The organism is Spirochaeta dissipatitropha, from assembly GCF_054657935.1.
The window spans coordinates 128,715-143,031 of the sequence record NZ_BAAHXT010000003.1 but is presented as its reverse complement, the minus strand read 5'-3'; the positions used below and the strand labels follow the sequence as shown (position 1 = coordinate 143,031).

The following is a 14,317-nucleotide window of genomic DNA, read 5'->3' as shown; positions in this document are numbered from 1 at the left end:
TCTGCTTTCGGGTATTTTTCTGACTTCCATTTTCACTTTACCGTTCAGCTGCGTGCCTGCCTTTTGAGAACAGGTCTGAAATCTATAAATATGTCCGCTTTTCTAAAAAAATGTACCTTTCTGATCCGGCATACCGGGGGCAGAATCACCTTGTGGCAGGAAATCTACATTTTGAAATCGAGTTTCAATTAATCGTTTCAGTTACAGATTATCCTGCTGCCAGATATGTATTCTAAATATGCATGCTGCATTTGGTCAGGAGGTAACATGAAAAAGCAGCTATTGATTCTTTGTATTGCACTGGGACTGGTGATAAGTGCCCAGGCAGATATTTCCATCCGGACCGAGAGTACCGGTTTTCTTTCCTATGGTATCGTTGGAGAGGACCAGATGCTTCCGACAAGCACGGAGCCTGGACTCTTTTATGAAACCCGCAATGGCTATCTGACACAGGGAAAGCTGCAGATAAGCGGTGGGATGCAGAATCGTTATGACTATGTAATGGATCTGTCAGCAACATCTCGTACAGGTTCACCCTACCTACCTCTACAGATGAGTAGAACTGGAGTCGGGGCGTATCAGTTGAATATTGACAACCTGTATGCCCGTCTGTACCTCTCCCGGCTTTTTGTTCCGAATCTGAATATCGCTGGTGCCGAGACCCGCGTGAATCTGCTTGCCGGTAAGTTCGGTATGTCGTCTCGGGATGCATCCGTATCAGGCTATGGCCTCGAATCGAGTCAGAACATGATTTCCATGTCCAATGGTCCGGCTCTTGCCCTCGAGACGGTTGTGTTATTCCCGGGTTCCCTGCAGATGTACCGTGGAGGCAGAGCCAATCTCCGACTTGATGCTGCGGTTTCCGGGCTGACTGATGAATCTGTTCCACGTCTGTATGACACCGACGGTGGTGTCTCGAGTCATGGACGACCTGTTGTCGGAGAGTATGCGACCCAGGCTTATGCGGGCTTGTCTCTGAATAACTATCAGTTGCCATTCGGTTTCGTCTCGGCATCTGTTAACTATGCATTGAATGGTGCCGGTATTTATTCCGGTCATTCTGCCGGAGCCTCACTTACGTTTGTTGCACGGCCATTGCCGGATAAACTGCACGTTCCTGTAGCCCTCAGTGGTGCATTCTACGAGAAGAACATCGATGTACTGGCAGCCATGGCTGATGCCTCCGAACGCAGAACTACCAGTTTCAGAAGCAGCATCAAGGCAGGCGCCGCCGTAGGTGTACAGTATTTCGGCCGCGGATTTGCCGGTTTCGGTGATCCGGTACCGACTGGTGATCTGACCCTTTCGGGATCATACAGCAATGTTGATCATATCTACCGGGATCCAATAAATCTGATCAGTCTTGGAATCGATGGTGAGTATTCAGTACTGCAGAATCTGTACCTTGGCGGTGGAGCTGTACTCGGAACCCTGGCTGACGTTACCTGGGAAACCAGTGATGGAATCTCTTCAGCTTACGACAATTTTTCACATGTGTTCACACTGGCAGAAAACTTCGGCTACGAAGCCTATGTCGGTTTCGAATTCTTCCAGAACGCAAAAATGTCTATCGGCTTTGCAAACATGAGAGGGCTCACGATCAATCGTGGTCTTGAAAGCATGCAGAGCGGCATGGTGAAGCTGCGACAGGAAGGTACTGCAACTGCAGACCGCCTGTATGAGACAAGGGGTGTATTCGTACGCACCACTATAAAACTGTAATTACCCGGCTTCAGACTTTGAAGGAGATTTTTATGAATGGTATTCGGAATACATTGTTCCGATTTCGAACAATCCTTTACATGGCTGCTGTTCTCCTTGCGGGAACAGTAGTCCTGACAGGTTGTGAGAATATATTCGGTGGTGGATATACAGAATTCAATCCCGATTCCAGCGTTACTCTGGATTTCTTCGAGACCGCTGTCCGCGCAGCCTTCGGGGAAAGTTCAGGAAATGCCAGCCAGAACTGGGTGAAACCAGATTATGAAGCTGGTACGGTGGAGCTGTTTGCACGGAATGAGACAAACAGTGCTGGTAAGATCAAGGACTCATCGGATGGCATAAGCTTCTTTTTTCGTGAAGTGCCTGCAGACAGAAACTTTCGTCTTAGCGCTACTGTTGAGGTGATCAGTTTTGGTGGTTGGCGCGATGGGGACCCGAATTTCATTACTTCTAACGGTCAGGAAGGTTTCGGCCTCATGGCTCGAGACTGGGTGCCCTTTTATCAGACCCGTGGTGGTGTCTCAACAGATGATGAGTTCGATATGGATAAGCTCTTCCAGGTGCGTGAGTACCAGGAAGGTGAAGTAGCAGCTGGTGACGGCAGTTACTATCTTGCGGCACTTGACCCTCCTGGTCGCAGTAATATGGTGTTTTCTGGTGGAGTGAAGCGTGGTGTCCGATACGGCTGGAGGACCGGCGTAACTGGACAGCCTGAGGTTGTGACGGATTTCGCTGAGCAAGCGAATTCCAGCAATGCCGAGTTTACCTATTTTCCTGCTGAACTGGATGATTATTCAGAATGGGAAAATATGGAGGATCGCCCGGACTTTCCGCTCATCGGTGGCAAGTATCGCTATACTCTCGAGAAGACAAATAGTGGATTCCGTGTGTCCGTAGTTCCTCCTGCAGAAAAAGGGGAAGCCTGGGAAGATTTCATCTGGGAACCCGACTTACTCACGAATATAAACAAGGATTCATTTTATGTAGGTTTCTTTGCTGCCCGCGCAGCGCATATCAAGGTTTCCGATGTAAATTACTCTGAATCAGATACAGAGCAGGATGCTTTGCGTGAGTTTCCCGATGCGGAAATAATCCATCCAGATTTTTCAATTGATTCTCCATCGACTTTTGCCTCTACCACAGGTACAGGATACAGGTTACGAGCGACTGCAAATGTTCCTGGGTATCTCAGTGTCAGATTGAACGGACGAGAAGTTCGTGGTTCTGAAGATTCCGAACTGATCGAAAGTGACTGGCTGATTAATGATGGTCCGAATGTAAGAAGACCTGCGCATTTCAGTGTTCAGACTGTTTTCAGAGATTCCTCAGGAAGCTGGCAGAATGCATTGAGAGAAGGTGAGAACATATTTCAGGTAATCTTCTATCCTGCAGAAACATATCCGGGTCGTGATGATCTGCTGATTGGAAATACCGAACCTATCAAGAAAACCTTTTCTGTTGATCGGTCATGGTTTGGGGATGTTAATACTCCACTCTATGTTTCACCTAATGGACGTGGCAACGGACTGGGTACCAGAGCAAACCCTCTGGATATTGATACAGCAATTGCATATGTCCTGCCAGGACAGACGATCACCATGCTTGATGGTGTCTATAAACTGCGGGCATTCAGAATTCCACGTTACAACAATGGGGTTCCTGCAGCCAGAAAACGGATTGTGGCTGAAAACAACGGCAAGGTAATTCTTGATTTCTCTGATTTTGATCCTTCGGTTGATTCAATTAATTCTGCAGCAGTCATTGCTGGTAACTATTGGGACTTTATTGGTATTGATGTGAAAAATGCGCCGGATAAGATCAAGGGCTTTCAGGTTATGGGTAGCTATAACCTGGTTGAGTGGGTGCGGACCTACAACAATGGTGATACTGGACTGCAAATCAGTGGCCTGAGTACCCTCCCGAGAGCAATGTGGCCTGAAGGTAATACTATTCGCTATGCAGAATCCTTCAACAATATGGATGCTGCCCAAACCGACGCTGACGGATTTGGAGCAAAGCTGACAGTTGGCCCGGTAACCCCAACTGGTGGAATAATTAATGATCCTACCAGGTTTAACAGGTTTGAATGGTGTATTGCCCATAATAATGCCGACGACGGCTGGGACCTATATGCCAAGGGTGAGACTGGAAACATCGGAATCATCGTAATAGAAAACAGCATTGCGTATCGCAATGGAATAATGCTGGATGGAAGTACAGCCAGGGCTGGACGAAACGGGTTTAAACTTGGTGGTGAAGGTATTCGTATACCACATATTACCAGGAACTCTGTTGCTTTTCAGAATGGCGCTCATGGTTTTACCAGCAACTCTAACCCGGGTATTATTCTCGAGAATATTACCTCATTTGATAACGGTGGTTTTTATAATCGCATCTCCGGATCGGATAGTCGTAACCTTACGATTTACGGTTCTGACACCATAACTGCTCAGGTTACCGGTGCTCTCTCTCTATATACACCCGATAATGCTCAAAATCGTGGATCAGATGGATTTACTCTCAGTGCTGTATCCAATGGTTATCTCTGGAATGGCAGTGCAACAGTTAATCGAAATGGTTCGGTATTAACAACTGATGCAGTTAAGAGTGTACTACCTCCTCTTTACTCTGACATGGAGCGAACACAGAAGATTGCTGATTCGGAAGTTCTTACGAGTGAAGGTTTTATTGCTTTTGTAGAGGATGTGGATGGCGGATGGAAATTTGACCTGGGTGATTTTCTGGTGCTGGAAGACAGTGTCAGGAATGCATTATTGCCAGCTGAACAGACTGCTGGTATTGGTGCCTGGTTTGATTAAGAAGCCAGCGTTGCTGGTTTACATAAAGCGGGTGAGAGCCCGCCAAAAAAGGAGAAATGATCATGAAAAGTATTAAGCTTTTTTTAGTGGTCGGTCTTGCAGCAGTTATGCTGTTCGCATCTTGTAGGAATCCTGTTACCAGTGATCCCTCGAGTGATCAGGATGTAACTGTAGCAATAGATAGCCTGAGTTTTTCTCAGTCTTCAGTAAACGTTGAAGTTGACGATACAGTTAATCTTGCAGCCCTGTTGACTGTGTCCCCGAATGATGCAACTGAGGATGTTGTCTGGGAATCCGGTGATACAAATGTTGCGACCGTAAGCAACAGTGGTGTAGCAACAGCAGTAGCCCTTGGTAGTGCAACCATTGTTGCAGCAAACGCTGATGGCACTGTAACTGCTTCAATTACCGTGAATGTCATTGAAGAAGCCATCGCCCTATCTGGTTGGGCAATTTTTAACCAGGCTCGTGATGGTGGAGAGACAGCGCCGCTCCCTGGGACTGCAACGACTGTACCTGAGTTAATTGGTGGAAAACTGAATCTTGTTAACACACATGGTGTTGAACAGTCTGGTATCCGTGGTTCTGGAATGACTGGTTTTACCATTATGCATTTAGACGATGCAGTCAGCGGGGATTTCACTATCCGTGCTCGAGTGCGTATGTATGATGTAGTTGCTCCAAATACTGCACGTGGTGTTATAATGGGTGCATTTGGTGTACCTGCTGGTGGTGACCTTGGTGACAGCGATACACCAGTAGCAGTAATGTTTAATCGTGGCAGTGGAACAATCGTACGTTCCTTCTGGACAAAAGATCCAGGTGGAAACGGTGTTGGTGCACCTACAATTGATCCGTCCATCAGTGAATACATCTATGAAGTATCTCGTGATGCTGATGGCTATGTTTTCTCAGTGTTTGGCAGTCAGGATGGTGAACTGATTGAATCATCAACGGTACCACATGACCATACAACCAGTGCTGATCATGATGCTGGAATGGATGTCGCATTACGGAATGGAGAGCCGGTTTACCTCGGTTTTGCTGCTGGTGGTGCTTCAATGGAAATTTCCAATATCAAGATTACTGTAGATGGAGCCGTTCTACTCGAAACTGAAGATGTTGATGGCAGTCCGGTACCTGTCGAGCAGATTCTGCTTGAAGGAAAACTGGTAAATGCTGACGATACCAATCAGTACCAGAACTCTCTTGCCAATGCCCAGGCTGATAATATCTATCTGCTGGCAACCGTTCTCCCGGATGTATCTGATATTCCAACAGTAACCTGGGATTCAACACAGCCTTCTGTAGCAACTGTAGCTGCTGTTAATTCAGAAGACGCAGATTACCTGGATGCACTTATCGCAGTTGGACTCCTCCCTGAAGGAACTACTGAAGTTCCCGAGGAATTTGAGCAGCCTGCAAACCAGCATCTCGCAAAAGTGAGTGTAGATACTGCTGGTACTGTTACCATCCGTGCTATAACGGTTGATGGATCACTGATCGCTACTTATAACATGTTCATTTATGAAGGTGCGCAGGCCGTAAGTTCTATTACTATAGAAGGTCCTGCAAAGGTAATGGTAGGTAATGATATTTTTGCTTACCTTGAAGCTGATGTAGTACCTAGTTTCGCAACCAACCAGGTATTAGACTGGACATCAGATAACGAAGCTGTAGCTACTGTTGATGCTAATGGTGCAGTCACTGGTGTTGCTGCTGGAACAGCTACAATTACTGCTGCTGCTACAGATGGTAGTGGAGTAACTGGCACATGGGACATTGAGGTTCTTGCTGGAGGAAATCAGATTCACTGGAATTTCTCTGATCTGCCTGATGGATATGTTCACCATAATGATAATAATGTGGTGACACCAGCAGATTTTGAAAACGGCCTTACCTTGGTAGGTGAAGTTCGTGTTCGTACTGGTGGAGCTAGTGTAAGTGGTACTGATTACGAAGGAACATCCTTTTTCACTGCTGACTACCTTGATACAGGTGGTTCAGGTCCCTTTGTAGAGGTGACTGCGCAAGGACCGTTCACTGTTCAGCTCTATGGAAGAAACTCTGGTAGTGGTGTCAGAAGATTCATGGTTATGGACCCAGACAACGAGAATGAAGAGCTACTTCGTGTTCTGGCAGATGTTGATGTGAACAAGGGTCATGTTATCGTATCTTACCTGTACGAAGGCACTGATGAGAAAACACTGGTGCTTGAAGGCGGCGGTGGAGGATTGCGTGTTCATGACATTACCGTGACTACAAACTAAATTTGAATTATTAATGTTTGGTTGAGGTTTTTGGGCAGTCGCAGCAGCGGCTGCCCTTTCTATTTAACTACCTTACAGGAAGTACAATGAATAGCCACGAGCCATTCCTTTCTCAGGGAATAAGCGATGCACACGAGTCCCTTCCTCTTGAATTTGAAAAGCTCAGGTTCGAGATGCTTCTCCGATACTCACGTAATAACTGTCTGCAGCGAGCATCAATATACACTGATCCAGATATAGATTCCCTTGTCTCATACGAGCACTGGCATAAACGTACCTTCTAGAAAGCCAGGGAATTGATTTTGTGGGATCAGCTTATGCCGGAGTTTAATGACTGCGAGGTTCAGCAGGAGGATAGGGGAAACTATGTGTGCCGAGTGCTGGCACGGAATATACGGCCACATGTCAGGATACCGGTGTATGTACTGGAACCGAAGAGTGGGGGCAGGAAACCGGCTGTACTGCTACTGCATGACCATGGCGGTCGATTTGATATCGGTAAGGAGAAATATCTGCGACCAATTGCAGGGCAGCCTGGCATGGCAGCATCCGGGGAATGGGCGGAGAAATATTTCAGTGGGCGGTTTGTCGGGGAGCTTTTGGCTGAACAGGGCTTTGTTGTGCTTTCATTCGATGCCTTGGGATGGGGACACCGCAGCTGTAGGGGTTTTAATGCCGATTCGCAGCAGGCTCTGGCTTCAAAATAATTTCATCTGGGTGAGTCCTGGGTCTCCATTATTGCCCAGGACGATCTGTATATAGCACACATACCCTAATCCTACCCCTGCTCCACCAATTCAACCAGACGATTCAGTGCAGATTTGTTGTGGTCCTGGGCATTCTTCAGGGAATCGAGTACGGTTTTCAGCTGACGGGTGCGTTCTATCATAGATTCGAGACTGTCATGAACGGATCCGCTGACCTTGGCGAGTTCCTGCATGGAGGCCATGTTCTCTTCGGTTTCGGCCCGCAGCCCGCCGCTTTTATTCTGGACCTCGACGGTGCTTTCTGCCATTGATTCGAGCCTGGTCCTGATCAGGGAGCTTTCGGATAGCTGGGCGCTTATAATCGATCTGACACTCTGCAGTTCATTCGAGAAATGCTGAACCAGCCCGCCTATTTCTGTGAAGTAGCTGAATGCTGTTTCAGAGCTCTGGACTGCGCCCTGAATGGACTCGAGGATTGTTTCAAGCTCCGATCCAGTGTACTTGGACTGTTCAGCTGTCTCTTCTGCAAGTTTCCGTATTTCCGAGGCGACGACTGCGAAACCGCGGCCGGCATCGCCGGCATGGGCGGCTTCGATTGCCGCATTCATGGAAAGCAGATTGGTCTGACTGGATATGCTGGCAATAAGCTCGTTGGTTTCCCTGAGCCGTTCCGATCTGGTATTGATTTCTCGTACCCTGCTGCTCAGCTCTTCTATATGGCTGACGCCGTCGGTGCTGGTGGCCGAAATTTTTTCGAATGAATTGTCCAGACCGGCAAAATGCTCATGCAGACTGTCCAGGGCATCCACCATTCTGGTGACACATGAGCTTGAGTCTGTGACGCTGACTTCCTGCTGCTTCAGGGTCTCTATGAAAGAGCTGAAGAATGTGCCGACGTGGGTGCTGACATCCTTTGCTTCATTGAGGCTGTTGCTCTGCATTTCCATTGCCTGTTCCAGATCTCTCAGGTAGCTTTCCAGGCTGTCAATGGCGCTTTCTGCATGAAGGAGTTTCTGCTCGAGAATTGTACTCGAATCGCTGACAACGGTACCGGCATTCTGTATTTCGGAAAAGACGGAGTTCAGGCGGTCGCTGGAGATCTGCAGATTCTGGCCGAGACGCTCACTTTCCTTCTTTTCCCGGGTGAACCGTCGGGCAAGAAACATGGTCTGACACATAAAAAACAGCAGGAGCCCTGAGCTGATAATCGATCCGGTCTGTATAATTACCAGATTATTCAGCATGTCATTTACAAAGGTTATGAGCAGTGCACCTACAGCCGCCAGCATGAAGAGGCTGCCTTCACGCTTGCGTACATAGGTGAGCACTGCGATGTAGGTAACGTAGAAGACCTGCACGGCCATTACAAGCTGAAAGGACCGAGCCAGAATCGGGAAGACATTTCCCGAGCTGAACAACACGAGCAGTCCATAGAGGCTGGCTGCTGACAGAAAAATTCGTGGAACCCAGCGATTGACTTCTTTCGGGTAGATGTCCTTGAGGAAGTACATCATGGGAATTACCAGGAATATAAACGAGAAGTATTCCAGCTTGTAGACAGTCAGCCATGAGAGAAAGGGGAAAAGCTCCTGAATGAACATATGTTCGGTTGTCAGAATCCGCAGTGCACCGAGAAAGGTGAAGAGAAAGAAGAACAGGAGGTTTTTTTCTTTTGGCTGGTAGAAAAAAAGGAGCAGATGATAGAAGGCCATGGTCAGGGCAATACCCATGAACATTGCCTCAAGCAGACGTTGACGGTTCCATTCAGCGGCCAGAAGCTGATAATCACCGATTACAATCGTATTATGTAGACCTCCGGTTCGCTGGTGAAAATTGCTGACCTGAATGACAATATCCATTGTTCCATTATGCTCCGGTAGTGGTGCGAGCACATGATCGTATAAAGGAACGGTGGTAGAGGCTGAGTCTCCGGCTAATCCGCGCTCGGCAATCAGTCTTCCGTTGGCGTATGCTCTGAAGGCATTGTTTGGTCGTCCAATGCGTAAGCCCAGGTTCTGTACGTCCGGATCCAGGCTGATTTTCAGGCCGTATGTGCCGTAACCGTGAAAGGGGATGGGTTCATTCGCAAGCTGCTGATCCTCCCAGCGGCCCGGAACCCTGATGCTGTCAGCAAGCTGGCTGCTGCTGTCGGTGAACTGCATCCAGCCGAAGCTCCACTCACCATCGAGATTTATCCGGAAATCTTCCGAGCGTGACTCCTGTCTCAGGTCGGCAGCACCTCCGCTGACAAGTTGAGAGAAGACCTGCATAGGCAGGCAGACAAGGAAGAGGCTGAGAATAATATGTACAGGCTTCATGCAAGTAATTGTTGTGTTTTTACTAGCCGATGTAAAGCCTGAAAGAAAAATATTTGCAGAGAGCTTCACAAGTCATATACTTGAAGTATGAAGACAATCCTGCTGGTTGAGGACGAAAAAATTATCGCCATGAGTCAACAACGGATTCTCGGGCGCAGGGGATATACAGTCCTGACCGCAGGTTCAGGGGCAGCTGCTGTCGATGCAGTGTCGGAAAATCCAGAAATCGATCTGATTCTCATGGATATAGACCTGGGTGGAGGGATGGATGGAGTCGAGGCGGCCCGGGAAATACTTTCTGAACGTGAGATACCCCTGGTGTTTGTTTCATCCCACACACAGCAGGATGTTGTCGATCTGACTGAATCTGTCAGTCCCTATGGCTATGTGGTCAAGGGCAGCGGTGAGACAGTGCTCGTGGCTGCCATCCGGATGGCTTTTCGGCTGTTTGAATCCCGGTTGAAGGAACGTGAAGCTCTTCAGGAGATAAGAAACTCCCGTAATCTCATGCGCTATGTGGTAGAGCATATGCGTGGCGCGGTAGCAGTGCATGACCGTGATTTGAGGTATATATATGTCAGTCAGCAATACCTTGAGGATTTCCGGGTTACTGAAACCGATGTTATCGGCAAGCACCATTATGAAGTCTTTCCTGAAATCCCCGAAAAGTGGCGTGAGGTACACAGGAAGGCCCTGCAGGGGATCGTTTCCAGCGCTGAGAATGATCCCTTCGAACGTGCTGATGGAAAGATCGACTGGACCCGTTGGGAGTGCCGGCCCTGGTACGAGGATAATGGAAGTATAGGCGGAATAATCATCTATACAGAGGTTATAACCGAACGCAGGAATGCTGAACTGCTTCTGGAAAAAAGCGAAGAGCGCTACCGGGAACTTTTCGAGACCCTCTCGGAAGGTGTCGTGTATCAGGCCGCCGACGGCCGGATTATTTCTGCAAATCCGGCAGCAGAACGGATGCTGGGTCTGACCCTGGATCAGATGCAGGGAAAAACCTCCATGGATCCGGGTTGGCAGATGATCTGTGAAGATGGTAGCCCTGTTCCGGGCAATGACCACCCTGCTATGCAGGCCCTGGCCAGCGGCAGGACGGTAGGTCCTGTACTGAGAGCAGTGCGCCGTGCGGACAGCAGCGAATATTCATGGTTCTCGATTACTGCTACACCTCAGTTCTGTCCCGGTGAGGATGCACCGTTTCAGGTATATGCGGTCATGGTCGATATGAATGAGACTCATAGAATGCAGATCGCACTGAGAGACAGTGAGGAGCGTTTCAAGGCCCTTCACAATGCCTCTTTCGGTGGTATTGGAATTCATGACAAGGGTATAATTCTTGAGTGCAATCTCGGGCTCTCGGAAATGACCGGGTATTCAATTGAGGAATTGATCGGCATGAACGGCCTGCTGCTGATTGCAGAGGAAGAACGGGATTATGTACTGAGCCGTATTGCAGAGGGTCATGAAAAACCCTACGAGGCGACCGGAATCCGCAAAAACGGTGAGGAATATCCTCTGCGTCTGGAAGCCAGAAATATTCCGTACAAAGGAAAGCCTGTGCGGGTTGTCGAGTTCCGCGACATCACCGAGCAGAAGCAGGCAGATGCTCAGGTGCAGCGGTTACTGCAGGAAAAAGAAACCCTGCTACGGGAAACACACCATCGAGTCAAGAACAACATGAACACGGTCTACAATCTTCTGTCGCTGCAGGCTGCAGATCAGGATGATGATAAGTGTCGCTCAATACTCGAGGATGCAGCCCGACGCATACAGAGCATGATCAGTCTCTATGACAAGCTGTACCGCAGCGAAAGCTACCGGGAGCTGCCGGTAGAGGAATTTCTGGAACCATTAATCAATGAAATCATTGAGTTGTTCTATATCATTCCTGAGGTGCGGGTACAGGTTGAATGTGATGACTTTATGCTCAGTACCCGTGAGCTCTCACCAATCGGAATAATACTGAGCGAGCTGATTACCAATTCCATGAAGTATGCCTTTGATGGCATGGAAGCAGGTGAGATACATGTTGAAATGCGGCGTTCCGGTGAAACAGTTACATGCAGCTACAGCGACAACGGAAAAGGACTTCCGAAGCATATATCTCCAGGAAATTCATCCGGGTTTGGTCTGCTGCTTGTCCAGCTTGAAGTCCAGCAATTATGCGGTGAACTGGAAATTGTGAGGGACAGGGGTACCAGGTTTCTGATTACTTTTGTTCCCGGGAAGTATTAAATTCGCGCAGAGCCTCTTCAATGCTGATTTCCGGCTCACGGTTGCTGTCTCCGCATACTGCCCGGAAATATCTGTCACTGAAATCCATATAGTATTCTGCCTGTGCTGAACAGGAATCAGGGTGGATCTTTTTGGCAGCTATTCTGATTGGACGGTAGTAATTGTCGTGCCAGTCAGTAGTGAGTTCGTGTATATAGGGAGCGCGTTTATATGAACGCTTCAGGACCTGGGCATATCCATGAATCAGCTGTTGGTAGAGGTAGCTGTATACACCTTTTCGTTTCTCGAGCGGGCAGAAATCCGGTACCAGTTCTTCGATTCTGCTGATAGAAGCGAATACGCGATACTCATCCTCGGCACTCATGAGCCTGCTTCGAATACGGCTGATGAGGAACTGAAGAATGCTGCGGATCCGTTTCTGTCTGCGCTGCTTTTTCAGGAAGATCTTGTACATTTCGCCGAGCCAGATCTCATCGGGTTTGTCAAAGCTGTTCCAGGTCTTGATTAGCTGAGCCACGATATCTGTTTCAGCCATTCCCGGAAAAAGGTAGCCAAGCGAATTGCGTCGTACATAATCGAGTACATTGATGTAGCAGTTATCATACCAGAGATTGATCTGTTCTTCCGGACGCTCAGGTTCTCTGCCGAACCTTCGTACGAACCAGGAATGATTATCCACCAGGATCTCTTTTTCCAGCAGTTCCCAGGTTCCTGTTTGACGGACGTAAAAATCATCATCATTTATATGATTGAAGATTCCAGTGTTTTGCTGGAATCGATCCTTGGCGGCAAGAAGCCTGAGTTTGTTCCGATCGAGTCCGCTGGGTAGTCTGTACGGTAGGGGGCAGCTCTTGACTTGAGCCGAGATAAACTCCGTGCCGAGCACTTTTGCGACAGAGATGCGGTGATGGCCATCCCGGACAAAATACTTGCCACCGATCTCGATCAGGGAGACGGCTTCATTGAGCTCTCCATTGTACATTAGCCGGTAAACTCGTGACCAGCGGATTTTCATCCAGGATCTGACTGGCAGAAAACCGCGGGAAAAATCATCACCGCGGTCTTCGGAACCGATTACATCTGCGGTGTGGAGGTCCTGCATGCCGAGATAGTTTTCCTGACCAGCGTGCACTATCTCCTGGACCTGTGAAAGTGTGAGCAGTCGGTTATCATGACCAAAAAGCCGTGAGATTATCCCGGTATCATTTTTACCGCTTCTAAGTGCCTGATCAAATGCCCCGGAAGACCGCATGTCAGAATCAATAACGCGCATTTCTACAGTGTACGCCCTGCCTGTCATGGTATCAACATGTATTCCTGAATTAATGGTTATTGTCAGCTCCCTCCCTTTCATATAGGCTCGGGTTTATGGGAATTCTAATGGCTGCACTGGCAGCTGTGTTCTATGGCAGTGCGGATTTTGCTGGCGGTCTGGCTACCAAACGAAATTCAGTCAGCTCGGTACTGGTTACATCGCAGGTGGTCGGGCTCGTGATTGCAGTTATTGCCGCCCCTTTGCTCGGCAGTACACAGGTCTCTGCTGCTGATCTTCTGTGGGGAGCCGCAGCGGGATTAAGCGGAGCCGTCGGGCTGGCTTATCTCTATAAGGGCATAGCTCATGGCATTGTGGCTATTGCTGCACCAAAGGCTGCAGTTGTAGGGGCAGCGCTGCCAGTTGTGGGCGGTGTTCTGCTGGGACAGATGCCTGAAGCCAGTGCCTGGGCCGGAATTATTATCAGTATTATTGCGATTTTTCTGCTGTCCTGGGAGAAGATTGATCACAGCAGCCGGAAGCTTGTGCACCTTTCCCTCAAATATGGACTCATAGCCGGAACTGCGTTCGGCGGATTCTCGATTCTCATTTCACAGACCTCGGATACTTCGGGATTCTGGCCTCTGGTCTCTTCACGTGCTGTTTCGGTAGCAGTGGTTTTCGCGATGACGGTATTGAATGGGCGGAAGGTCCGTCTGGCCCGTGAAAGTCTTGCCGCCGTAAGTGTTGCCGGTTCAATGGATATTCTCGCCAACATCTTTTTTCTGATTGCTGTACGTTTGACATTACTTCCGATTGTGGCGGTTGTTTCCGGCTTCGCTCCAGCTCCGACGGTATTGCTCGGGCATTTCATTCTGCATGAAAAGCTTGGCTGGAATCGCGTACTTGGACTGGCTGCTGCACTGCTGGGAATAGTCCTGCTTAGTTTGTGAAACACCGCCTGAATATTTCAGAGCGTGTT

The 14,317-nt window shown here is 48.6% G+C and carries 9 protein-coding genes; 7 read left to right on the top strand and 2 right to left on the bottom strand.

Going from position 1 to position 14,317, the window contains the following annotated elements; all coding sequences use genetic code 11:
• Positions 1 to 267 precede the first annotated feature (267 nt).
• The 5 genes from ACYQ2L_RS04255 to ACYQ2L_RS04235 all read left to right on the top strand — a co-directional run bounded on the left by ACYQ2L_RS04255 (position 268) and on the right by ACYQ2L_RS04235 (position 7,518).
• A complete protein-coding gene (locus ACYQ2L_RS04255; RefSeq protein WP_460051431.1) occupies positions 268 to 1,722 on the top strand; it encodes a hypothetical protein in 1,455 nt (484 codons plus the stop codon).
• A gap of 32 nt (positions 1,723 to 1,754) precedes the next feature.
• Complete coding sequence (locus tag ACYQ2L_RS04250) at positions 1,755 to 4,541, top strand: right-handed parallel beta-helix repeat-containing protein (protein ID WP_460051429.1); 2,787 nt, start codon at positions 1,755 to 1,757, stop codon at positions 4,539 to 4,541.
• A gap of 62 nt (positions 4,542 to 4,603) precedes the next feature.
• Complete coding sequence (locus ACYQ2L_RS04245; protein WP_460051425.1) at positions 4,604 to 6,811, top strand: Ig-like domain-containing protein; 2,208 nt, start codon at positions 4,604 to 4,606, stop codon at positions 6,809 to 6,811.
• A gap of 86 nt (positions 6,812 to 6,897) precedes the next feature.
• Complete coding sequence (locus ACYQ2L_RS04240; protein WP_460051422.1) at positions 6,898 to 7,095, top strand: hypothetical protein; 198 nt, start codon at positions 6,898 to 6,900, stop codon at positions 7,093 to 7,095.
• A 33-nt stretch (positions 7,096 to 7,128) separates the two neighbouring features.
• The gene (locus ACYQ2L_RS04235; protein ID WP_460051419.1) at positions 7,129 to 7,518 is read left to right on the top strand and encodes a dienelactone hydrolase family protein; all 390 of its coding nucleotides are present in this window, start codon (positions 7,129 to 7,131) and stop codon (positions 7,516 to 7,518) included.
• Between the two features lie 71 nt (positions 7,519 to 7,589).
• Here ACYQ2L_RS04235 and ACYQ2L_RS04230 read toward each other — a convergent pair whose 3' ends face one another.
• Positions 7,590 to 9,836, bottom strand: coding sequence for a 7TM diverse intracellular signaling domain-containing protein (locus tag ACYQ2L_RS04230; RefSeq protein ID WP_460051416.1), 2,247 nt, complete (start codon positions 9,834 to 9,836; stop codon positions 7,590 to 7,592).
• 87 nt (positions 9,837 to 9,923) lie between these two features.
• Here ACYQ2L_RS04230 and ACYQ2L_RS04225 point away from each other — a divergent pair, with 87 nt between their 5' ends.
• The gene (locus ACYQ2L_RS04225; protein WP_460051413.1) at positions 9,924 to 12,083 is read left to right on the top strand and encodes a PAS domain S-box protein; all 2,160 of its coding nucleotides are present in this window, start codon (positions 9,924 to 9,926) and stop codon (positions 12,081 to 12,083) included.
• Here the strand turns inward: ACYQ2L_RS04225 and ACYQ2L_RS04220 are convergent.
• The gene (locus ACYQ2L_RS04220; protein ID WP_460051411.1) at positions 12,058 to 13,356 is read right to left on the bottom strand and encodes a hypothetical protein; all 1,299 of its coding nucleotides are present in this window, start codon (positions 13,354 to 13,356) and stop codon (positions 12,058 to 12,060) included. The genes ACYQ2L_RS04225 and ACYQ2L_RS04220 overlap by 26 nt on opposite strands.
• A 95-nt stretch (positions 13,357 to 13,451) precedes the next feature.
• Between ACYQ2L_RS04220 and ACYQ2L_RS04215 the strand changes: the two genes are divergently transcribed.
• On the top strand, positions 13,452 to 14,288 hold the full coding sequence (locus ACYQ2L_RS04215; protein WP_460051408.1) for an EamA family transporter: 837 nt from the start codon (positions 13,452 to 13,454) through the stop codon (positions 14,286 to 14,288).
• The last annotated feature ends 29 nt before the right edge of the window (positions 14,289 to 14,317 follow it).

Bases quoted from the DNA above. Each gene is read 5' to 3' on its own strand.
- ACYQ2L_RS04255 (WP_460051431.1), top strand. From the start codon at position 268: ATGAAAAAGCAGCTATTGATTCTTTGTATTGCACTGGGACTGGTGATA.
- ACYQ2L_RS04250 (WP_460051429.1), top strand. From the start codon at position 1,755: ATGAATGGTATTCGGAATACATTGTTCCGATTTCGAACAATCCTTTAC.
- ACYQ2L_RS04215 (WP_460051408.1), top strand. From the start codon at position 13,452: ATGGGAATTCTAATGGCTGCACTGGCAGCTGTGTTCTATGGCAGTGCG.
- ACYQ2L_RS04220 (WP_460051411.1), bottom strand. From the start codon at position 13,356: ATGCGCGTTATTGATTCTGACATGCGGTCTTCCGGGGCATTTGATCAG.
- ACYQ2L_RS04225 (WP_460051413.1), top strand. From the start codon at position 9,924: ATGAAGACAATCCTGCTGGTTGAGGACGAAAAAATTATCGCCATGAGT.
- ACYQ2L_RS04230 (WP_460051416.1), bottom strand. From the start codon at position 9,836: ATGAAGCCTGTACATATTATTCTCAGCCTCTTCCTTGTCTGCCTGCCT.
- ACYQ2L_RS04245 (WP_460051425.1), top strand. From the start codon at position 4,604: ATGAAAAGTATTAAGCTTTTTTTAGTGGTCGGTCTTGCAGCAGTTATG.
- ACYQ2L_RS04235 (WP_460051419.1), top strand. From the start codon at position 7,129: ATGCCGGAGTTTAATGACTGCGAGGTTCAGCAGGAGGATAGGGGAAAC.
- ACYQ2L_RS04240 (WP_460051422.1), top strand. From the start codon at position 6,898: ATGAATAGCCACGAGCCATTCCTTTCTCAGGGAATAAGCGATGCACAC.